The following is a 21,086-nucleotide window of genomic DNA, read 5'->3' as shown; positions in this document are numbered from 1 at the left end:
CAAGTCGATCGGGGCACGGTCCATATGGTGTAAAAACGCCCCCAGACCCATCCGCAAGATCTTGCCGGCTTTGCAAGCGCACCGCATCCACTGTCGCAAGTTCTGCCGCCTTCCGGCTAGGGTCGCAGCGTGAGAGCAATCCGCAGATTCACCGTGCGTACGGTTCTGCCCGCTCCGCTGGAGCCACTGGGTGAACTGGCAATGAACCTCCGCTGGTCCTGGCACGCGGAGACCCGCGCCCTGTTCGAGTCGATCGACCCGGACACCTGGGCGGCGGTCGGCCGGGACCCGGTCCGCCTCCTCGGCACCGTGCCGAACGACAAGCTCGGCGCGCTCGCCGACGACCGCCGCTTCCTTGCCCGCCTGCGGGTCGCAGCCGAAGACCTGCACGAATACCTGACCGGACCTCGCTGGTATCAAACCCTCTCGGGCACCGGCGCGAGCCTGGCCGCACCACCGGCGGCCATCGCGTACTTCTCGCCGGAGTACGGCATCACGGCCGCACTTCCGCAGTACAGCGGGGGTTTGGGCATCCTGGCGGGCGACCATCTCAAGTCCGCCAGCGACCTGGGCGTGCCCATCGTCGGGGTCGGATTGTTGTACCGCCACGGCTACTTCCGACAGTCGTTGTCCCGAGACGGTTGGCAGCAGGAGCGGTACCCCCTCCTGGACCCGAACGAGTTGCCACTGACCCTCCTTCGGGGTGCCGACGGTGCACCCGCACGGGTGGTCATCGGACTCCCGACGGGTGAGTTGCACGCGCGGATCTGGAAGGCCCAGGTCGGTCGGGTGCCGCTGCTCCTGCTCGACTCCGACATCGAGGAGAACGAGCCCGCCGAACGTGAGGTGACCGACCGGCTGTACGGCGGCACGAGCGAACACCGCTTGCATCAGGAGATGCTGCTGGGCATCGGCGGGGTGCGGGCTTTGCGGGCTTTTTGCGAGATCACCGGTCATCCCGCGCCGGAGGTCTTCCACACCAACGAGGGCCACGCCGGATTCCTGGGGATCGAGCGCATCCGCGAGTTCACCGGGACCGACGGGCTGGACTTCGACGCGGCCCTCGAAGCCGCCCGGGCGGGCACGGTGTTCACCACGCACACGCCCGTGCCGGCCGGCATCGACCGGTTCGGTCGCGATCAGATCCAGCGGCATTTCGGCGGCGACCTCGCGTGTCCGGGGGTTCCGGTGGATCGGGTCCTCGCACTCGGCGCGGAGACCTACCCGGATGGTGATCCGGGCGTGTTCAACATGGCCGTGATGGGCTTGCGGCTCGCTCAACGGGCCAACGGCGTGAGCAAGTTGCACGGACGGGTCAGTCGGGGCATGTTCGACGGCCTGTGGCCGGGCTTCGACACCACCGAGGTACCGATTACCTCGATCACCAACGGTGTACACGCGCCCACGTGGGTGGACGGCGACGTCACCGACCTGATCGCACGCGAGGCGGGCGTCGAACTCGCCGAGGATCCGGCGGCGTGGGCGGCGATCGATCGGCTGTCGGCGGGCTCGTTGTGGGAGTTGCGGCGCGCGCTGCGAGCGAAGCTGGTCGCCGAGGCGCGGCTGCGGCTGCGCGAGTCGTGGCGGCAACGGGGCGCCGGCGAGGCGGAATTGGGCTGGATCGAGGGGGTGCTCGATCCCGACGTGCTGACCATCGGGTTCGCCCGCCGGGTGCCCTCCTACAAGCGGCTCACCCTGATGCTGCGGGATCAGGACCGGCTGCGCTCGATGTTGCTGCATCCGGAGCGTCCGGTGCAGATCGTCATCGCGGGCAAGGCGCACCCGGCCGACGAGGGCGGCAAACGGCTGATCCAGGACCTGGTGCGGTTCGCCGACGGCGAGGACGTCCGGCACCGGATCGTCTTCCTGCCGGACTACGACATCGCGATGGCGCAGCACCTGTACCCCGGGTGCGACGTGTGGCTGAACAACCCGTTGCGCCCGCTGGAGGCGTGTGGCACCTCCGGGATGAAGGCCGCGCTGAACGGCTGCCTGAACCTGTCCATCCTGGACGGGTGGTGGGACGAGTGGTACGACGGCTCGAACGGGTGGGCGATTCCGACCGCCGACGGGATCACCGACGTGGATCGTCGCGACGACCTGGAGGCGGCGGCGCTCTACGACCTGATCGAGAACTCGGTCGCGGCCAGGTTCTACGACCGGGGCCCCGAAGGACTGCCCACCCGGTGGCTGGAAATGGTCCGGCACACGCTGGCCACGCTCGGCCCCAAGGTGCCGGCGGACCGGATGGTCAAGGACTACGTCGACGTGCTCTACGCGCCGGCCGCGCTGTCGGGTCGGGCGATCACCGGGTCGGCCGCCCGGGAATTGGCCGAGTGGAAGGCGCACGTGCGGCGGTCCTGGCCGGGCGTGCGGGTCGATCACGTGGAGTCGGGCGGGATAGGGGACGCCCCCGAGGTCGGCAACACGCTGAACCTGCGGGTCTTCGTCTCGCTCGGCGAACTCGCCCCCGCCGACGTGGAGGTCCAGGTCGTGCACGGCCGGGTCGACGACGGGGACCGGATCGTGGACGGCACGATCGCGCCGCTGAAGGCCGGTCGCCGGGACGAGCACGGCCGCTGGTTCTACGAGGGTTCGCTCGCGCTGGACCGGACCGGGCCGTTCGGCTACACGGTGCGGGTCATGCCGACGCACCCGCTGTTGGCCGGCCCCGCCGAACTCGGCCTGATCGCGATCCCACCGGAGAGCGAGGGCTTCGCGGAGGGTATCGCGCTGCGCTGACGCGGTGCTCGCGGGCTCGGGCCCCGTCGTCCTTCGGGACGGCGGGGCCCGAGGCGTTTTTCGGCCGGCGGCGGCAGGCGCCCGCGGTTCCGCCCCGGGGTGGTGATCGAACTCATACCCCCGGGCCGTAACAGCGGGTGTGGGCGACGAGGTCATCCCTTCTGGTAGCGCAGCGACTTAGGGAGATCCATGTCGACGACGGCAGCAGGGGCCACATCCGGTGCGAGCGCACAAAGACCCCGCTCGCGACGGCGGATACGCAGGGCCCTGCCGGCACTCGCGGTGTGCGTCGCGCTCCTGGGCGCGGGAGCGTGCGGCGGGGGCGACGGGAAGAAGGACGGGAAGGACACGAAGGACGACAAGGTCGCACCCATCGCTCAGACCAGGGCTCCGGACGGCGCTCCCAAGGTGTCCCAGGCGGTGGTCACGATCCTGCCGAAGGACGGCGCGACGGAGGTGGCCACCGACGGCGCGCTCAAGGTGAGCGCGAGCGCCGGGAAGCTGACGCAGGTCACCGTGACCGGCTCCGAGGGCGGCAAGCCGGTCGAAGGCACCATCTCGCCGGACGGGGCGAGTTGGCAGCCCGCGGCGGCCCTGCGGACCGGCACCAAGTACGCGGTGTCCGCGACCGCGACCGACGCGGCCGGGCTGGTGTCGGCACTCCAGTCCTCGTTCACCACGCTCACCCCGGCGAACACCAACTACGGCGTGTTCAACATCGACGCGAACGAGACGTACGGCGTCGGCATGATCGTCTCGCTGGAGTTCACCAGGAAGGTCACGGACAAGGCGGTGGTGAACCGGTCGGTCAAGGTCACCTCGGAGCCCGCCGTCGAGGTCGAGGGCCACTGGTTCGGCAACCAGCGGCTGGACTTCCGCCCGGAGAAGTACTGGAAGCCGGGCACGAAGGTGACCCTGCACCTGGATCTGGACGGCAAGCAGACCTCCCCGGGCGTCTACGGCAAGCAGAAGAAGGACGTCACCTTCACCGTCGGCCGCGCGCAGACCAGCGTCGCCGACCACACCGCGCACACCTTGACGATCACCCGCGACGGCGCGCCGCTCAAGAAGCTGCCGGCCAGCCTCGGCGACGCGGAGAACCCGTCCTGGAACGGCAAGATGACGATCATGTCCAAGGAGCCCACGGTGCACATGGACTCCCAGACGGTCGGCCTGGCCAAGGGCGTGTACGACATCAAGGACGTCCCGCACGGCATGCGGCTGAGCAACACCGGCACCTACGTGCACGGCAACTACTGGCGTACGGACCCGCTGCCGTTCGGCAAGGAGAACACCAGCCACGGCTGTGTGAGCCTGCAGGACGTCAAGGGTGGCGGCGACCCGAACATGAACGCCGCGTGGTTCTACAAGGAGTCGCTGATCGGGGACGTGGTCGAGGTGGTCAACTCGCCCAGGAAGGTGGTCGACCCCGACAACGGCTGGAGCGGCTGGGCGATGGACTGGGCGGCGTGGACGGCGGCGAGCTGATCGGTTCGATCGCTCGGACCCGCGAAGCGCGCAACCCGGAGGGGGCGGTGCCGGTGTCCCGGCGCCGCCCCCTCCGGGGTTGCTGGTCGTGGTGTGTCTCGGTCGGCTCGGTCAGCCGTGGGAGTCCGGGCGGTGGTGCTGCCCGTACGGCTGCCCGGGGTAGGGCTGTTGCGCCTGGTACGGCTGCCCCGGGTAGGGCTGCTGCCCCGGGTAGGGCTGCTGTCCGGTGTACGGGGCGGGCCCGTACCCACCGGCCATCTGCGGCTCGGTCACGAGCGTGCGGTCCGCGTCCGGCCGGCCGTACGCCGTCGGCGCGCCCGCCCCGCCGCCGTGCCCTTTGTTGCTCCGGCGCGGCCACCACAGGCCCCGGCCCAGGATCGCGGCGATCGAGGGCACCAGCACGATGGAGAGCAGCATCGAGGAGAGCAGGATGCCGACCGCGGTGGCGAAGCCGATCTCGGCGGTCGCGGGGCTGGCCGCCAGGCTGGCGAAGGAGCCGGCCAGGACCAGACCGGCCGTGGCGATCGCCGGCGCGGTGTGCCGGACCGCCTCCGCCACCGCCTTGCGGGCCGGGCCCGGCTTGTCCATCTCCTCCCGGAGCCGGTCGCTCATCAGGATGTTGTAGTCGGTGCCCAGCGCGACCACGAACAGGAACAGCACCAGCGGCAGGGTGAAGTTCACCCCGGGGCGGTCGAGCATGTGCTGGAAGACCAGCGTCCCCGCGCCGAGCGTGGCCACGAAGCCCAACCCGACCGCGAGCATCAGCACCAGCGGCGCCAACAGCGAGCGCAGCAGCAGGAACAGGATCAGCGCGATCAGGATCGCGGCGACCGGGAAGACCAGCTTGAGGTCCTTGTTCACCGCGGTGGCCACGTCGGCGAAGATGGCCGCCGTTCCGGTGATGTGCGCCTCGGAGCCCTCGGGCGTGTTCTTGGCGATGGTGCCGCGGACCGGGCCGGTGATCAGGTCACGGGCCTTTTGGGTGTCCGCCTTGGCGGCCAGGAACACATCGATCCGGGCGGCCGACTTGTCCGGGTTGAGCACGGGCTTGGCGACCTGGCCGACACCCTCGACCTTGCCCAGCGCGCCGGTCAGACCGGTGAGCGAACGCTCGTCGAGCTTGCCGCCCGCCTTGGTCTGCACGTAGACGGTGTGCGGGTCGGACACGCCCGCCGGCAGCGAGCGGGAGATCTCGTCGGCGGTCCTGGTGGCGTTGGTGGTGGGCTGACCGTGCTGGTCGTAGCTCATCTTCACGCCGACCGCGCCGGCGCCGAGCGCGCCGAGCAGGACCAGGCTGCCGAGCAGGTAGCGCACGGGACGCGCGCTGATGTTCTCGCCCAGTCGGGCGGCGAAGCCCGCCGGACGCTCCTTCTTCCAGGCCCGCGCCGGCCAGAACATCGCCCGACCGGTGACCGCGAGCAGCGCGGGCAGCAGGGTGAGGCTGCCGAGCAGGGCGACGAGGACCGAGACCGCGATGGCCGGGCCGAGCACCTTGAACTGGCCGAAGCTGGCGATGCCCAGGGTGGCGAACGCCGCCACGATGGTCAGCGCCGCGCAGGTGATCGCGTTGCCCACCCGGCCGGCGGTGTTGGCGGCGGCCTCACGCTTGTCCATCTTCGGGTTGGCCCGCAACTCCTCACGGAAGCGGAACATCAGGAACAGGAAGTAGTCGACGACGATGCCGAGCAGGACGACGGTGATCAGCGACGGTACGGACGGGTCGACCTTGATGTCCAAAAGCTTCGCGCTGCCGGCGACCGCGCCGGTGGCGACACCGCCGATCAACGCCACCGCGAGCAGCGGCAGGATCGCCGCCAGGATGCTGCGGAAGACCACCACGTTCAGCAGGATGATGAGACCCATCGTCAACGCGCCGACGAGTGCCTCGGTGTCCTTTTCCTCGTCCAGGTTGTCGACCGTGCTCGAGATACCGCCGGTGAATCCGACCCGGAATCCGGCGGCCTGGTAATCGGTTTTCGCGAGATCGCGAGCGTCCCGATACACGTCCTGGAGACCGGTGTCGTTCGCATTGCCGCTCAGCGACAGGGTGAGCAGTTGGAACGTCCCGTCGGGCGCGACCACACCGACCGTGTAACGCGGCGTCTGGGAGAAGTCCTTGGCGAACTGCTCCGGCTCCGCCTTGATGCGCTTCGCGGACAGGCCGGCGGCCGTGTCGGCGATCTTCTTCTGGTCCTGCGGGCCGAGCTTGGCGCCGTCCGCGCGGGCCACGAGCACGGTCACCGCGTTCGGGTCGGGCTTTTCGTCGAACTTCTTCTCGGCGATCTGGATCGCCGCCGCGGAATCGTATTTCTTCGGCAGAAAGTCGCCGGTCGACGAATCGGTGACGCTGTTCATCAACGGCTGGCCGACGGCGGTCAGGGCGAGACCGACGATCGCCCAGACGATAATCGTCATCCATCGATGACGTGTGGCGAACGCGGTTGTTCTACGGATCATTTTCCTTCTCCGCCGTCGGATCGAGACATGGGAGTTCGATGCGGAACTCCGGAATGCCTCAAGCTGATCACGCGAAACCCCCCTCGGGCATCGACCGGGGGAAGGGGAGTGGACCGGGACCACGGTCCGGGCGAATCGCGGAACCAGGACTCCGGTCCGGGGCGCGGATCATCTGCGATGAGGTTCAGAAAACCGGGCACGGGCGATGGAATGGGACGACCGGACGGACGGGCCGGGTGGGCGGACGCCGGCCGGGCGCGGGCGAACGAACGGCACCAACCATGAAGGAGGCCCGCGAATGGGCTCCGAGCACCGCTCAGCGGCGGGGTCGGCGACGATTCCCGCGATCGGGGCGACGGCCGCGGAGCCGCCGGCCGGTCCGGGGATCGGCTCGGCGGTCGGGACGGCCGTCGCGGCTTCGGATTCCGGTCCGGGGCCGGGGTGGTACCCGGGGCTGGTCGGGCTGCTCCGGCGGCGCGTCCGGGCCTGCCGGCGCACCCGTGAGGACCTGCTGATCGCGCTCGGCTGCGGGGCGGCCGACCTCGCCTCGTACGTCGGTTCCGGCCATACCGCCGCGCCGCACGCGTCCGGGATCGGCGCGCTGCTGATCACGGCCGGCGCCGGTGCGCTGTTCTTGCGCCGGCGCTATCCGACGCACGTGCTCGGCGTAGTGGTCGCGCTCTACGTGGCGTTGTCCCTGGTCGTCACGATGCACGCGCACAACTTCTCCCTGTCGGTCGCGGTCGCGCTGTACACGGTGGCCCGGTACCGCGGCGCACGCGCCGTCGGTGCGGCCGGTCTCGCGGCGCTCGCGGGTCAGGCGGCGCACGCGACGGGGGAGCGTTCGACCACCCCGCTGATGGTGTTCGGCGACACGCTGTTCATCACCCTGGTGATCGCGGTCGGCGTCGGGGTGCGCCGGTGGCGGGAGCAGGTGGTGCTGAACCGGCGGCTGCTCGCGGAGCGCGCGGTGACCGAGGAGCGGCGGCGGATCGCGCGCGAGTTGCACGACATCGTCGCGCACCACATCACCACGATGTACCTGATGTCCGGCGGCGCGCGCGCCACCCTCGACCGCGATCCCGAGACCGCCCGGGAGGCGCTGGTCACGCTGGAGTCGTCCGGCCGCACCGCGCTGCGCGAGATGCGCCAACTGCTCGGCGTGCTGCGCAGCACCGACGCGGCCGAGGACGCGCCCTCCGCACCCCAGCCGGGGATCCGCGAGATCGACCGGCTGCTCGCCGAGTCGCGCGCGGCCGGGCTGCCCGTGGAGTTCGAGGCGCTGGGCGAGCCGCGTCGGTTGCCGTTGGCGATCGGGCTCACGCTGTACCGGATCGTGCAGGAGGCGCTGACCAACGCGCGCCGGCACGCGGGCGACGCGCGGGCCTTCGTACGGCTCGAATACCGGTCCGACCTGGTCGCCGTGGAGGTCTGCGACGACGGCCATGCCGGCCGCGGGGGCGCCGCGGGCGCGGGAGGCGGGTACGGTCTCCTGGGTATGCGCGAGCGCGTGGCCGTGCACGGTGGTGTGCTCGAGGTGGGCAGGCGCCCCGAAGGCGGATTCCGGGTGGCCGCCCTCGTGCCACTGCCGCCGGCGGAGCCAGGAGAGGACTTGAACTGATGAGCGTGGACGCACCCCCGGTCACCGTGCTGCTCGCGGACGATCAGCCGCTCGTGCGTCGGGGCCTGGCACTGATCCTGCGCTCCGACCCCGGCATCGAGGTGATCGGCGAGGTCGACGACGGCGCCCAGGCGGTCGAGGCCGCGCATCGGCTGCGTCCGAACGTGATCCTGATGGACATCCGCATGCCGGTCCTCGACGGGGTACAGGCCACCGCGCGGCTGACCGAGGAACTGCCCGAGTGCCGGGTGCTCGCGCTGAGCACGTTCGACATGGACGAGTACGTGGTGGGCGCGCTGCGTGCCGGGGCGATCGGCTTCCTGCCCAAGGACGTACTGCCCGAGGACCTGATCGCGGCGGTGCACACGGTCCACCTGGGCGAGGCCGCGGTCGCGCCGCGGCTGCTCACGCGCCTGATCGAGTCCTTCGTCAAAGCCCCCTCGGCCCCGCAGCCCTCGGCGACGGGCCTGCGCGACCTGACCCCTCGCGAGGTGGAGGTCCTCCGCCTGATCGCGGCCGGCCTGGACAACGCCGAGATCGCCCAGACGATGAGCATCGGCGTCCAGACCGTCAAGAACCACGCCACGGGCCTGTTCGCCAAACTCGGCGTCCGCGACCGCGCCCAGGCAGTCGTCTTCGCCTACGAATCCGGCCTGGTCCAGGCGGGACGGGCGACGTAGCAAGTCGGGGCGGGGCGGCCCTCATCACGACGCCGCGTCGACCCTACGTCTGTCGTAGCATCGGAGGGTGCTCTACACGACCCCGCCACTGGCGCCCGCCGATCTGCGCGTAATCGAGGAGATCGAGGCATTCCGCGCCGAATTCCGGCACCGTCTGGCCGAACCGCGCCGCTGGGAGGGACAGCTGCGCCGCTCGCTGACCGCCGCGGCGGTGCGCGGCTCCACGCACATCGAGGGCTACACGATCACCGCGGAGGACGCCGAGACCTTGGTCGCGGGTGGTGAAATCTCCGCCGACGCCGATGACGCGACGCGAGGAGCCGTCGTCGGATACCGCGACGCGCTCACCTACATCCAGCGGGCATCGGGCTTTCGGCTCTTCGCGTGGGATCACACGCTGCTCTCCGCGCTGCACTTCATGATGACGAGGACGGACGAGGAGACCCGGCCCGGGGAGTACCGCACCGGCGGGGTGTGGGTCTCCGGCGGTCCCAACCGCCCGCCGGTCTACACCGCGCCCGACCCGGAACGGGTCCCGGACCTGATGGACGAGTTCCTGGCGGGATTGGGTCGGGACGAGGCGGGTGTTCCCACCATCGTCCGAGCCTCGATGGCCCATCTCAACCTGGTCTCCATCCACCCGTGGCGAGACGGCAACGGGCGCATGTCCCGCGCGGTGCACACCCTCGTCCTGGCTCGGGACGGCGTACTCGCCCCCGAGTTCTCGAGCATCGAGGAATGGCTCGGCGCCGACGACTTCAACACGCGCGAGTACTACGCCGCGCTGCGCTCCGTCCAAGCCGGCTCCTGGCAGCCCGAGCGGGATGCACACTCGTGGATGAGGTTCTGCCTCACCGCCCACCACCTCCAGGCCCAGGAGGTTCAGCGCCGCTTCGAGACCGCCGCGCGCCTGTGGTTCCGGCTCGAAGCCCTTGCCCGCCGGCACGGCCTCGACGAGCGCACCGTCTCCGCGCTGTATGCCGCGACCAATGGGACCCTGCGGCGCACCACCTACCAGGCCGAGGAAGCCCTGACCCGGGACCAGGCCCTCGGCGACCTGCGTACCCTCCGCCGCCTCGACCTGATCGAAGCCGTCGGTCACGCCCGAACCCAGCACTACACGGCGGGCACCGAAGTACGGCGAGCCCGCGTCGAGATCCACCACGAAGTCCACCGCGAGCTCTATCGGGAGCCGTACCCCGACTGACGGATTCCGGTGGAGGCGTGGGCCGAACAGGTGACGGAAGTGCATCAAGTCGTGAGTGTGGGGGGCGCGGGCGGGCGCGGCGGGCTGGGATGGGGATGCGGGGGCCGGAGTCGATCCGACGGATGAAGGTGTCACCCCATGTACGACTCGGCCGAGCCCGGCGGCAACCCCTACGCTCCGCGTCTGGTGGCCGCCGGGCAGACGTTCGACGTGATCGAGGTGGATGCGCGACTGGGGCGCGAGGTGGTGAAGCACCTGCGGGCGGCGGGAGTTCGGGTCGGGCCCGTGATCCTCGACCGGCGCTGCGCGAAGATGGGCTTCCTGGTTCCGGTCTCGGGTCCGGACCGCACGCGGCTGCGGGATCAGCGCGGGCCGAGCCGGCACGGCCTCGGGGCCTGGGTGACCTTTCCTCCGCCGCGTGGCGGATCCGGGCCGCTGGTGTGGCACATCGCGCCGAGCGAGAACGCCGTGCCCACTCCGCTGGGCCCGCTCGACGCCGCCATCGCCCGCGCGGCGGCGTCCCTGATCGAGCACGACTGAGGGCCGGCCGCCCTTTCGTAAAGCTCTCGTCAGCGGTGGGAGCGCGCCCATACGATGCGGGCTCGGTTGCGGAGACAGGGGTGGCGCATGGTTCCCGTGGGTCGGCGGATCGGCGAGTTACGCGGCGAGGTGGTGGGCCATCTCGGGGCTCGGCGGCGGATCCGGCAGTGGATCGCCATCGGGTTCGTACTCGGGCTGCTGATCGGTGCGGGGGTCGCGGCGGGGGCGGCGGCGCTGTACTGGCCGGAGAAGGACAAGCCGCTGAAGATGATGATGCGCGAGGGGGAGATCCCGGTGAAGGCGGCGCCGGTGCTCAGCGGGCAGACCACGTTCACCGCGCAGGGGCTGACCTGCGGCATCGAGTGGATCACCGGCACACACGCCGAACACTTCGCCAAGGGCCGGCTGTGCCGGGTCAAGGTCTCCGTCGCCAACAACTCGCTGGCCACCGTGCAGGTCGCCAACCTGGAACAGCGCCTGATCCTTGCGGACGGCACCCAACTCGGCATGGACCTCGAATCGATGGAGATCAAGCGCCAGTTGCGCGAGTTCACCCTCGGCGCCTCCGACACCCTGGTCGAAGACCTGTGGTTCGACCTCCCCAAGGACGCCACCCCCACAGCCCTCCTCCTACGCACCAACCCCGAAGCCCCCCAGGGCCGCGCCGACCTCCCCCGGAAGGACTGGTCGAAGAAGTAACGACCGCACGAGGTCACTTCGGGATTTGGGCACCTCTGCCTCCGTAGCATCGGTATGTAGTCGGGGTCGTGGGGTGAGCGGCGGGGGAGGCCGGGGTCGTGGGGTGTCGTGGGGTGAGTGGAGCATGGCGTCGGAGGCGTGCGGTGAGTGGAGCACGGCAGCCGGGTCGTGGGGTGAGCGGCGGGGGCGCCGGAGTCGTGAGGTAGGCGACGGGTGAGGGCGGGGTCGTGGGGTGAGTGGAGTGTGGCGTCGGAGTCGTGAGGTGAGTGGAGCGCGGTAGGCGGGGTCGTGGGGTGAGCGGCGGGTGAGTCCGGGGTCGCGGGGTGAGTGGAGTGTGGCACCGAAGGCGTGAGGCGGGCGGAGCGCGGTAGGCGGGGTCGTGGGGTGAACGGGTCGGGTGGGCCGGGGTCGTGGTGGCGGCGGCGGCTTTTTATTGGGCGCTTCGCGCCGGCTCGCGAGGGACCACTTTTTCTCTCCCCCGCTTCGCTCCTCCGAGAAAAAGCGGCCCCCCGCTCGCGGCTGTGCGCCCCTCCGCTTCGCTCCGGGTCGCCCAGCCTAAAAAAACACAAGGCGGCTCCGCCGCTCTCCGCGCTGCGCGCGTCGATCGCGTGGGCGGCCCTTCTCGTGGGCGCTGACGCGCCACGGGGGTGAGGGGCGGGGAGGCCAGGCTCGCGACACGACGCGGGTCCCGCCCCGCCTGGCCACTGCTGCGATGTGGGCCTTGCCCGGTGACCCGAGTCGTTGGTGTATCCCGTCGGCGCGTCAGCGCCCACGACCCTGGTCGAGGTGGTGATCGACGCGCGCAGCGCGGAGAGCGGCGGAGCCGCCGCTTGTTTTTTCAGGCTGGGCGACCCGGAGCGAAGCGGAGGGGCGCACAGCCGCGAGCGGGGTGCCGCTTTTCTGCGGAGGAGCGAAGCGGGGGAGCAGAAAAGCGGTGCCTCGCGAGCCGGCGCGAAGCGCCCAATAAAAAGCCGCCGCCGCCGACACGACTCCGGCCCACCCGGTCGCTCACCTCGCGACTCCGGCCCACCCGGTCGCTCACCTCGCGACTCCGGCCCACCCGGTCGCTCACCTCACGCCCCCGCCCTCACCCTTCGCTCGCCCCACGACCCCGGTGCCCTGCTTCGCTCGCGTTGCGACTCCGCCCCCGCCCTTTGCCCCCGTCGCGACTCCGGTTGCCCGGTCTGCCTATCCCGCGATTTCGGCCTGCCCGAATGGGTCGGGGTGTTTCGGTGGGCTGTGGATGTGTGGGTGGCGAAGCTGTACGAACCCGGATTGCGTGGGGCGTCGAGGTGGGGGAAAACCGCAGGTCGGCGCGAGTGGGCGCCGTTTCGGGTGCCTTACGTGGCCACGCCCCCGCGCCGTTCACGGTGAACGTCCGCCCGGACGAACTGCGAGGGTTGCGCCGACCGCGTGGGTCCGGCGGGCGGTGACAACCGTTGGGCCGGGTTGGGCGGCGGATCGCAGGGTGCGCGCATGGGTGATATCGCGGGGGAACTCGGCAGCGTCGCGGGCCGCGGTTCATGGTGGCGGGCGCGGGACCCCCTAACATCGGGGCGAGTCGGCGCCTGACGGGGGCGCGTCGTCGAGGAAGGTCTGCGTGTGACGCACTCGGGGATCGAGCGCAAACCGATGTTCGCGTTCGGTTGGATTCCGCTGCCGAAACGGGTGGCCGAGCGCTACTTCGTGCCCGACTATCGGCTGATCGGGCGTGATGTGACGCTGGAGCGGGTGCGGGCGATCCGCTCCTGGCTCGGGCTCGGCGTGCTGGTGTGGATCGCGATCACCTACGGGGGTACCGACGATGCCGCCCAGGGCTGGATGGCGAGCTTCATCGCCTCCATCTTCGTGGCGATCATCGCCTGCCCGATCGCGGTCGGCATCATCATCGCGCTCACCCGCTCCGACGTGCGCACCGAGACGCGCAAGAGCCTGATGCTGCCGCTGCGTTCGCTCGCCCTGTTCGTGGTCGTCTCGGTGGCCACGCTCGGCGGTCTGACCTCGTTGGCGTACGGCTCCAGGCAGGTCAACGCCGGTGCCAGTGTGCAGGCGTTCTTCCTCACCGTGCTCGGCCTGGCCGTGTCCGTGTGGGTGTTGCGCTTTTGGTTCCTCGCCGTACGTGCCATCCCGCAGCACCTGTTCCGCGCCGTGGACGGGCACCCGCTGCTGCCCGCGGTGATCGCGCCTTGGCTCTCGTGGTGTGGCGCGCTGATCGACCTCGGGGACGACGGCGGCAAGGGCGCGCTGCCGACCGGGGTACGGCTGATCGGGTCGCTCGGCGGCCCGATCACGATCACCCTGATGTCGATGTGGGAGATCCGCCGGGTGCGCAGCCGCTACGGCGTGACCTTCCGCGGCGGCCCGCACCCGACCCGCCGCCCCGAGCCGCCGATGCCGCCCATGCCGCCGATGTCGTTCCCGCACCAGACCGGCCCGTGGGCCGCGCCGCAGCCGGCCAACCCGTGGCAACCGGCCCCGCCGTACCCGCCCTATCCCTCGCAGCCGGCCAACCCGCACCAGCACCCGGCCTGGCAGCAGCAGCCCCAGTACCGCCAACCCCCGCCGCCGCCGTGGGGCCCGCCCCGAGGCTGACCCACCCGGCGTACCGGACCGCCGGCCCCGGCTCAGTCCGTCAGCAGCCGCTCGCGCAACCGCGCGACCTCGGCGTCGGAGACCCCCAGGCCGTCGCGCACATAACCCTCGACCGACCCGTAGCGCTCCTCGGCCGCCGCGAACGCCGTGTCCAGATACTCCACGTGCACGTCGAACACCGGCGCCAGGTGCGCGGGGTCGAAGCCGCGCTCCGCGATGTGCTCCAGGATCGCCCGGTTCTTCTCCGCGAGGTGCGCCGCGCTGGCCAGATAGTCCTCGACCACGGTCGCCTCGGGCACCCCGAGCAGCGTGAGCAGCACGGCGGAGGTCCACCCGGTCCGGTCCTTGCCGTGCGAGCAGTGGAACACCGTCGGCGCCGGCTCGACCGCCATCCGCGCGAACACCGAGCGGTACGCGGCCCGAGCACCCTCGCTCGTCACGAACCGCCGGTACACCTCGCACATCAGCTCGCGCCCCGCGGTGCCGCCGAGCAGTTCGCCCGCCCGGTCCGGGTCGGCGAACACCTCGCCGAACAGCTCGTCGTTCTCCCGGCCCATCACGTCCGCGATCAGCAGCTCGGCGCCGGCCGGCACCCGGTCCGGCTCGCGGTCGCGCTCGGTCTCCGAGCGCAGGTCGACGACCAGGCCGATGCCGAGGCGCACCAGTGTCGCGGCGTCGGTCGCGTCCACCTCGCCGAGGCCGTCGGAGCGGTACACGAGACCCGTGCGCACCTTGCGACCGGTCGCGGTGGCGTGCCCGCCCGCGTCACGGAAATTCGGGGCGGTGACCAGGATCGGCGTCGGGGACGTCATGGTGCGCGGTCCTTCGCTTCGAGAGGGGTGTCGGGCGGGGAGGTCGGGCCGGGCCGGCGGACGGCGGGGCGCCACACGTGCGCAACGCCGTCGGTAACTCCACCCTACGCGAGCGTACGGCCAAGCTCCGAGCCGCCGGAAACCGGCAACGCCGGCGCCCTCCCCCAGCCACGCCGACGCCTCCCACCGGCCATCTTCCCCATGCGGCCGCCGTATCGCCGGCTCCCTACGTCGGCGCCCACACCGCGTGCTCCACCCGCAGCAACATCGCCGAGCGCCCCGCGAGCCGCAGCCCGCTGCCGCCGGCGACCGGCTCGCTGTACCGGGCCATCGGATCCCCCTCCAACGCGGTGTCGAGCACCACCTCGTACGAGTGCGCCCACGGCTCGTCGGGCAGGGTGAAGCGCATCGGCTGCGACGAAGCGTGCAGGACGAACAGGAAGCTGTCGTCCACGATCCGCTCACCGCGCGGGCCGCGCCGGTCGATGTCCAGGCCGGACAGGTACATCCCCAGCGTCGCGGTCGGCGCGAACCAGTCCCGGCGGGTCATCTCGCGCCCGGCGGGAGTGAACCAGGCCAGATCGCGCAGCCCGTCCGGGGCGACCGGCTGCCCCGAGTAGAACGCCCGGCGACACAACACCGGATGCGCGCGACGCAGGTGGATCAGCCGCGCGGTCAACTCGACCAGCGGCCGCCACTCCGGCGAGTCCAGGGCCGACCAGTCCAGCCAGGACAGCTCGTTGTCCTGGCAGTAGGCGTTGTTGTTGCCCGCCTGGGTGCGCCCCATCTCGTCGCCGGAGGTGATCATCGGCACGCCGGTGGACAGCAGCAGGGTGGTCATCAGGTTGCGGATCTGCCGCTTGCGCAGCGACACCACGTTCGGGTCGGTCGTCTCGCCCTCGTAGCCGTGGTTCCAGGACCGGTTGTTGTCGGTCCCGTCGCGGTTGTCCTCGCCGTTCGCCTCGTTGCGTTTGCGCTCGTAGGTGACCAGGTCGCGCATCGTGAAGCCGTCGTGCGCGGTGACGAAGTTGATCGAGGCGTACGGGTTGCGCCCGTCGCGCTGGTACAGGTCGGAGGAGCCGGACAGCCGGTACGCCAGCCCCCGCACGTCCGGCCGGGCGCCGCGCCAGAAGTCCCGCACCGCGTCCCGATACTGGTCGTTCCACTCGGTCCACAGCGGCGGGAACGCGCCGACCTGGTAGCCGCCCGCGCCCAGGTCCCACGGTTCGGCGATCAGCTTCACCCGGGACAACACCGGGTCCTGCGCGATCACGGTCAGGAACGAGGACAGCTTGTCCACGTCGTGCATGGACCGGGCGAGCGCGGCGGCCAGATCGAACCGGAAGCCGTCCACGCCCATCTCGATCACCCAGTAGCGCAGCGAGTCGGTGATCAGCTGCAACACGTGCGGCTGGACCACGTTGAGCGTGTTCCCGCACCCGGTGTAGTCGGTGTAGTGCCGGCCGGCGCCGGCCAGGCGGTAGTAGCCGCCGTTGTCGATCCCGCGAAAACACAACGTCGGCCCGCTCGGCCCGCCCTCGCCGGTGTGGTTGTAGACGACGTCCAGGATCACCTCGATCCCGGCCGCGTGCAGCGCGTGCACCATGTCCCGGAACTCGTGCACCTGGCCGCCGCGCCCGCCCGCCGAGGCGTATGCCGCGTGCGGCGCGAAGAACCCCACCGTGTTGTAGCCCCAGTGGTTGGTCCGCCCGCCGCGCAACAGGTGTTCCTCGGAGACGAACTGATGCACCGGCAACAACTCGACGGCGGTGACCCCGAGCCGGACCAGGTGGTCGATCGCGGCCGGGTGGGCAAGGCCCGCGTAGGTGCCGCGCAACCGCTCCGGAATGCGCGGGTGGCGCGCGGTGAAGCCCTTGACGTGCAACTCGTAGATCACGCTCTCGGCCCACGGGATCTTCGGCCGGCGGTCGTGGGACCAGTCGGCGTCGTCGGCCACCACCACCGACTTGGGGACGAACGCCGCCGAGTCGCGATCGTCGCGCACGGTGTCGGGCCCGCCGCGCACATGCCCGAACACCGCGTCGTCGAGCCGGAATTCGCCGTCCACGGCGCGGGCGTACGGATCCAGGAGCAGCTTGGCCGGATTCCACCGCGCGCCGCGCTCGGGCTCCCAGCGCCCGTGTACCCGATAGCCGTAGCGCTGTCCGGGCCGTACGCCGGGGACATAGCCGTGCCACACCCGAAAGGTCTGCTCGCGCAGCGGCAGCCGCGTCTCGCGCCACGTCCCGTCGGGGCCGTCCTCGAACAGGCACAGCTCCACCGCGTCGGCGTCACCCGCCCACAGCGCGAAGTTGGTGCCGGCGCCGTCGAAGCGCGCCCCGAGCGGCAGTCGGCGACCGGGCCACGGCGGCGGCGGTCGGCCGTTGCCCGACCGCGCCTCGCCAAGCGCCTCGCCGAGCACGCCGCGCACGTCGACCTCGGAGTCCGTCGATTCCCATTCGAGCGTCACGGCCGCCTCCCATCCCGGTCACCAGGATGTTCCCGCCGGGCCCCCACGCATACACGTACACGCCGCGGCGGCGGCATCCCCGAGGGATGCCGCCGCCGCGGGCGACGATCGGCCGGGTCGGTGCGGCCGATCGGGTCCACTCAGAACCAGGGGTGCCAGGCGTGCTGGACGTCGGCGTTGCCCTGGTGGATCACCACGACACCCGAATTGCCCTTGATCCCGGCGTTGTTGTTCTGGTTCGAGGCACCCGCCCCGGTCGCGCTCTGCTGGGTGGCGTTGTAGTTGCCGTCGACACCGCCGAGGACGTTTCCGCTGCCGCTGTTGGTGGTGGAGGAGGTCGTGGTCGACGCGTTCGAGCCGTTGTCGCCGACGGTGCCGTTGCCGCCGTCGGCGCACGCGGCGCCCGCACCGAGGAAGAGCAGACCGGCGGCGATCGGGGCTACGGCCAGGGTGCCGAGCTTGCGGTTCATGGGGATCCTCCGTGTATCGGTATCGCGGATCCGGGCGGGGCCCGGGTGTCATCAGGTAGGCGCCATCAGGTACGCCACGGGCCGTCGTGCGGGGCGAACGCTCCGACCCACACGGCGACTTCGTGTGACCAAGCTGTCGCAAACAGTGAGCACAATCCAGCCCTACGGCCCGGCTTCCCTCGGGAGAGTGACATGGAAGCCCCGTACACCCAACGAGCGCCGACACGGAGGGTTACGGGTGAGGGGGATTTTCCGCCGCTTCGGCGCAATGTTTCGGCCACCCTGTCGATTTGGGTTAATTTGTCGACGAACAATGCGTGACCGTCTGACGCGTTCCCTACCGGCGGAGCGCGGAACCGTGCCTCAACTCGCGCCGTGGGCCCGCACGGCGAAACGCGTGCTTCCGTCTTTACGCGAGCTTCACGAATGTCGGGTTTGAGTTAGGTTGCCGCCATGCCCGTAGTCGTCACCGGAGCCGATCAACCACTCGGTCGCGCCGTCGCGCTCGAACTCGCCCTGTCCGGCGGTGAGGTGCGCGCCACGGTCCGCGATCGCGGCGCGGCCGGGGTGTTGCGCGCGGCGGGCGTGCGGGTCGCGGTGAGCGATCTGTCCGACCCGCTGCGCCTGGGTGCGGTGCTCGCCGGCGCGCATACCGTGCTGCACCTCGATCGTGGCCCCGACGGGCGGGGATCGCCCGCCGATACCTGGGAATGGTTTCTCGAGGCCGTCGAGGGTACGGATGTCCAGCGGATCGTCACGGTCTTGCCACAGCCTCCGACCGCTTCTCTCCCCGGGGAGTACGAATTGATCGTCCGTCCGTTTCCCGCCGAAGCCGTGGATCGGCCCGGATTCGCCGCTCCGACGCTGATCCGCGACCTGGTGGAGGCCGATCGTCGGGCCGGATGACGGATCGCGGCGCGGTGCGTTTCGGGTCGGGGCCGCCGGTGATCGTCCGGGAGGATGGCCACGATCGCCCCGATCACCTCATTTGCCCGCGCGTGACCCGGAATGCGGAACCGCGGCGGATGTTCGGCTCGTCGAATGAGACGGGGGATGTGGCTTTCGGCCTCGGCCGAGTCGCGACTCGGCTCCGGATGAAGGGACTGCCCGTACATGTCAGCAGGATCGAAGTCGCCCTCGACGCGGTCACGGGCCCGGTGGCGCGTGGTGCCCGCACTGCTGCTCGGCGCGCTCCTGCTCGTGTCGGGCTGTAGCTCGGACGACGGCGGCGACGGCGACAAGAAGCCCGGCGGCCCGAACGGCACCACGACCAAGGGTGACCCGAAGAAGGGCGCCGACCCGGCGTCGATCACGCTCACCCCGGCCGACGGCGCCAACGCGATCGACCCGCAGGCGCCGATCACGATCGTGGTGGGCGGCGGGAAGCTCGGCGAGGTCAAGGTGGTCAACGCGCAGAACGAGCCGGTCGACGGCACGCTCGACGCGGACGGCAAGACCTGGAAGCCCAAGGTCGCCTTCACCCTCGGCGGCAAGTACACGGTGAGCGCGACCGCGACCAACGCCGACAACACGCCGACCACGGCCCGGGCGACGTTCAACACGCTCTCCGGCGACAAGAAGGTCACCGCGCGCTTCAGTCCCGAGGACGGGGCCACCGTCGGCGTCGGCTTCCCGGTGTCGCTGACCTTCGACTACCCGGTCAAGAACCGGGCCGCGGTGGAGAAGGCGCTGTCGGTCGATGTGGAGCCGAAGGTGGAGGGCGCCTGGCACTGGTTCGACAACACCCGGGTGGACTACCGGCCCAGGGACTACTGGGCGCCCGGTACGAATGTGAAGGTCAACCTGAACCTGCGCGGCGTCGACGTGGGCAACGGCGCGATCGCCAACCAGTTCAAGAGCTACAGCTTCAAGGTCGCCGCCACCAAGCGGATCGCGATGGTGGACGTGAAGGCGCACACCATGAAGGTCTACGAGAACGACCAACTCGTCAAAACCATCCCGATCACGGCCGGCAAGTCGCCGAAGTACAGCACGTGGAACGGGAAGATGGCGATCACCGAGAAGTTCGAGAAGACCCGGATGAACTCCCAGACGGTCGGCCTGGGCAGCGAGTACGACATCGACGACGTCCCCTACGCCATGCGGGTCACCACGTCGGGCACCTTCGTGCACGGCAACTACTGGGCCGACCCGAGTGTCTTCGGCAGCGAGAACACCAGCCACGGGTGCGTGTCGATGACCAAGGAGAACGCCAAGTGGCTGTACGACCGGGTGATCCCCGGTGACATGGTCGAGATCTCCGGCTCCGACGAGCGCACGGTCGACGCCGACAACGGCTTCGCCGACTGGAACCTGACCTGGGACAAGTGGACCGCCACCGGCACTCCCACGAGCCCGCAGGGCACGACGACGCCCACGCACTGAGATCGCCGCGGGGACGGGGCCGCGGCGGATGCCGCGGCCCCGCTCACCGCCCGCCGGGGTACCGACGCCTATGGTCGGATCGGCACATCAGGGCTGACCAGAGGAGAGCGTCATGGGCGAATTCGTGAACCTGGAAGTGGCCGACGGCGTCGGCACGATCCGGCTGAGCCGGCCGCCGATGAACGCGCTGAACCGGCAACTCCAGGAGGAGCTGCGGACGGTGGCGCGGGAGGCGGGCGAGCGGGCCGACGTGCGCGCCGTGGTGATCTACGGCGGGGAGAAGGTGTTCGCGGCGGGCGCGGACATCAAGGAGATGGCCGACATGACCTACACGGACATGGCCGACCGGGGCGCCGCGCTGCAATCCGCGTTCACCGCCGTCGCCGAGATCCCCAAGCCGGTGGTCGCCGCGATCACCGGCTTCGCCCTCGGAGGCGGTTGCGAGTTGGCCCTGTGCGCCGACGTCCGGGTCTGCGCCGACACCGCCAAGCTCGGCCAGCCCGAGATCACGCTCGGCATCATCCCGGGCGCCGGCGGTACCCAGCGCCTGCCCCGCCTGATCGGTCCGTCCAAGGCCAAGGACCTGATCTACACGGGCCGCTTCGTCGCCGCCGACGAGGCCCTGTCCATCGGCCTGGTCGACCGGGTCGTCCCGGCCGAGGACGTCTACCCCGAGGCCGTGAAGTGGGCGGCCCGATTCGCCGACGGCCCGGCGTACGCCCTGCGTGCCGCGAAGGAGTCCATCGACCGCGGCCTCGAAACCGACCTCGACACGGGCCTGGAGATCGAACGCCTCCAGTTCACCGCCCTGTTCGCCACGGAGGACCGCGCCACCGGCATGCGCGCCTTCGTGGCCAAGGAAAAGCCCGAGTTCTCCGGCCGCTGACCGCGGCGACCTCGGCGGGAGCGTGACGAAACGGGGC

At 70.7% G+C, this 21,086-nt stretch carries 15 protein-coding genes; 11 read left to right on the top strand and 4 right to left on the bottom strand.

The annotated features are described in order from the left end of the window. The first annotated feature begins 129 nt into the window (after positions 1-129). Both glgP and B4N89_RS09020 read left to right on the top strand, forming a co-directional pair. Entirely contained in the window at positions 130-2,742 is a 2,613-nt protein-coding gene (gene glgP, locus B4N89_RS09025) for an alpha-glucan family phosphorylase (RefSeq protein WP_078975377.1), read from the top strand. Positions 2,743-2,931: 189 nt separating this feature from the next. Further along, positions 2,932-4,230, top strand: a complete 1,299-nt coding sequence (locus tag B4N89_RS09020) for a L,D-transpeptidase (protein ID WP_078975376.1) — start codon at positions 2,932-2,934, stop codon at positions 4,228-4,230. 111 nt (positions 4,231-4,341) lie between these two features. Here B4N89_RS09020 and B4N89_RS09015 read toward each other — a convergent pair whose 3' ends face one another. After that, positions 4,342-6,645, bottom strand: coding sequence for an MMPL family transporter (locus tag B4N89_RS09015; protein ID WP_078975375.1), 2,304 nt, complete (start codon positions 6,643-6,645; stop codon positions 4,342-4,344). Positions 6,646-6,985: 340 nt separating this feature from the next. Here B4N89_RS09015 and B4N89_RS09010 point away from each other — a divergent pair, with 340 nt between their 5' ends. The 6 genes from B4N89_RS09010 to B4N89_RS08985 all read left to right on the top strand — a co-directional run bounded on the left by B4N89_RS09010 (position 6,986) and on the right by B4N89_RS08985 (position 14,026). Continuing rightward, positions 6,986-8,308, top strand: a complete 1,323-nt coding sequence (locus B4N89_RS09010) for a sensor histidine kinase (RefSeq protein ID WP_078975374.1) — start codon at positions 6,986-6,988, stop codon at positions 8,306-8,308. Continuing rightward, the gene (locus B4N89_RS09005; RefSeq protein ID WP_078975373.1) at positions 8,308-8,988 is read left to right on the top strand and encodes a response regulator; all 681 of its coding nucleotides are present in this window, start codon (positions 8,308-8,310) and stop codon (positions 8,986-8,988) included. Before B4N89_RS09010 ends, B4N89_RS09005 begins: the two co-directional genes overlap by 1 nt. Before the next feature lie 67 nt (positions 8,989-9,055). Beyond that, positions 9,056-10,195, top strand: a complete 1,140-nt coding sequence (locus B4N89_RS09000; RefSeq protein WP_078975372.1) for a Fic family protein — start codon at positions 9,056-9,058, stop codon at positions 10,193-10,195. Between the two features lie 138 nt (positions 10,196-10,333). Further along, the gene (locus tag B4N89_RS08995) at positions 10,334-10,735 is read left to right on the top strand and encodes a hypothetical protein (RefSeq protein ID WP_078975371.1); all 402 of its coding nucleotides are present in this window, start codon (positions 10,334-10,336) and stop codon (positions 10,733-10,735) included. An 87-nt stretch (positions 10,736-10,822) separates the two neighbouring features. Then, on the top strand, positions 10,823-11,434 hold the full coding sequence (locus B4N89_RS50685; RefSeq protein WP_078975370.1) for a hypothetical protein: 612 nt from the start codon (positions 10,823-10,825) through the stop codon (positions 11,432-11,434). Between the two features lie 1,602 nt (positions 11,435-13,036). Next, positions 13,037-14,026 (top strand): hypothetical protein, encoded by a 990-nt coding sequence (locus B4N89_RS08985; RefSeq protein ID WP_078975369.1) that lies wholly within the window; start codon positions 13,037-13,039, stop codon positions 14,024-14,026. Between the two features lie 32 nt (positions 14,027-14,058). On the opposite strand, the gene B4N89_RS08980 is transcribed toward B4N89_RS08985, so the two are convergent. The 3 genes from B4N89_RS08980 to B4N89_RS08970 all read right to left on the bottom strand — a co-directional run bounded on the left by B4N89_RS08980 (position 14,059) and on the right by B4N89_RS08970 (position 17,778). Then, entirely contained in the window at positions 14,059-14,838 is a 780-nt protein-coding gene (locus B4N89_RS08980) for a tyrosine-protein phosphatase (RefSeq protein ID WP_078975368.1), read from the bottom strand. 226 nt (positions 14,839-15,064) lie between these two features. Beyond that, positions 15,065-17,269, bottom strand: coding sequence for a glycogen debranching protein GlgX (gene glgX / locus B4N89_RS08975; RefSeq protein ID WP_414646409.1), 2,205 nt, complete (start codon positions 17,267-17,269; stop codon positions 15,065-15,067). A 179-nt stretch (positions 17,270-17,448) separates the two neighbouring features. After that, positions 17,449-17,778: a hypothetical protein gene (locus B4N89_RS08970; protein WP_078975366.1), complete on the bottom strand. Its 330-nt coding sequence runs from the start codon at positions 17,776-17,778 to the stop codon at positions 17,449-17,451. 453 nt (positions 17,779-18,231) lie between these two features. Between B4N89_RS08970 and B4N89_RS08965 the strand changes: the two genes are divergently transcribed. From B4N89_RS08965 to B4N89_RS08955, 3 genes are all read left to right on the top strand, one after another. After that, positions 18,232-18,684 carry an NAD(P)H-binding protein gene (locus B4N89_RS08965; RefSeq protein WP_078975365.1) on the top strand — a complete coding sequence of 151 codons (453 nt, stop codon included), beginning with the start codon at positions 18,232-18,234 and terminating at the stop codon, positions 18,682-18,684. A 207-nt stretch (positions 18,685-18,891) separates the two neighbouring features. Next, positions 18,892-20,163, top strand: a complete 1,272-nt coding sequence (locus B4N89_RS08960) for a L,D-transpeptidase (protein ID WP_235618533.1) — start codon at positions 18,892-18,894, stop codon at positions 20,161-20,163. A 112-nt stretch (positions 20,164-20,275) separates the two neighbouring features. After that, positions 20,276-21,049 carry an enoyl-CoA hydratase/isomerase family protein gene (locus B4N89_RS08955; RefSeq protein WP_078975363.1) on the top strand — a complete coding sequence of 258 codons (774 nt, stop codon included), beginning with the start codon at positions 20,276-20,278 and terminating at the stop codon, positions 21,047-21,049. The last annotated feature ends 37 nt before the right edge of the window (positions 21,050-21,086 follow it).

Source organism: Embleya scabrispora, from assembly GCF_002024165.1.
Taxonomy (GTDB): domain Bacteria; phylum Actinomycetota; class Actinomycetes; order Streptomycetales; family Streptomycetaceae; genus Embleya; species Embleya scabrispora_A.
Note: the sequence above shows the minus strand (reverse complement) of the source record. Positions and strands in the feature narration are given on the sequence as shown.

Excerpts from the sequence above, each read along its gene's own strand:
- B4N89_RS08960 (WP_235618533.1), top strand. The coding sequence starts at position 18,892 with ATGTCAGCAGGATCGAAGTCGCCCTCGACGCGGTCACGGGCCCGGTGG.
- B4N89_RS09020 (WP_078975376.1), top strand. The coding sequence starts at position 2,932 with ATGTCGACGACGGCAGCAGGGGCCACATCCGGTGCGAGCGCACAAAGA.
- B4N89_RS08970 (WP_078975366.1), bottom strand. The coding sequence starts at position 17,778 with ATGAACCGCAAGCTCGGCACCCTGGCCGTAGCCCCGATCGCCGCCGGT.
- B4N89_RS09005 (WP_078975373.1), top strand. The coding sequence starts at position 8,308 with ATGAGCGTGGACGCACCCCCGGTCACCGTGCTGCTCGCGGACGATCAG.
- B4N89_RS50685 (WP_078975370.1), top strand. The coding sequence starts at position 10,823 with ATGGTTCCCGTGGGTCGGCGGATCGGCGAGTTACGCGGCGAGGTGGTG.
- B4N89_RS08995 (WP_078975371.1), top strand. The coding sequence starts at position 10,334 with ATGTACGACTCGGCCGAGCCCGGCGGCAACCCCTACGCTCCGCGTCTG.
- B4N89_RS09010 (WP_078975374.1), top strand. The coding sequence starts at position 6,986 with ATGGGCTCCGAGCACCGCTCAGCGGCGGGGTCGGCGACGATTCCCGCG.
- B4N89_RS08980 (WP_078975368.1), bottom strand. The coding sequence starts at position 14,838 with ATGACGTCCCCGACGCCGATCCTGGTCACCGCCCCGAATTTCCGTGAC.
- B4N89_RS09015 (WP_078975375.1), bottom strand. The coding sequence starts at position 6,645 with ATGACGATTATCGTCTGGGCGATCGTCGGTCTCGCCCTGACCGCCGTC.
- B4N89_RS08965 (WP_078975365.1), top strand. The coding sequence starts at position 18,232 with ATGCCCGTAGTCGTCACCGGAGCCGATCAACCACTCGGTCGCGCCGTC.
- B4N89_RS08955 (WP_078975363.1), top strand. The coding sequence starts at position 20,276 with ATGGGCGAATTCGTGAACCTGGAAGTGGCCGACGGCGTCGGCACGATC.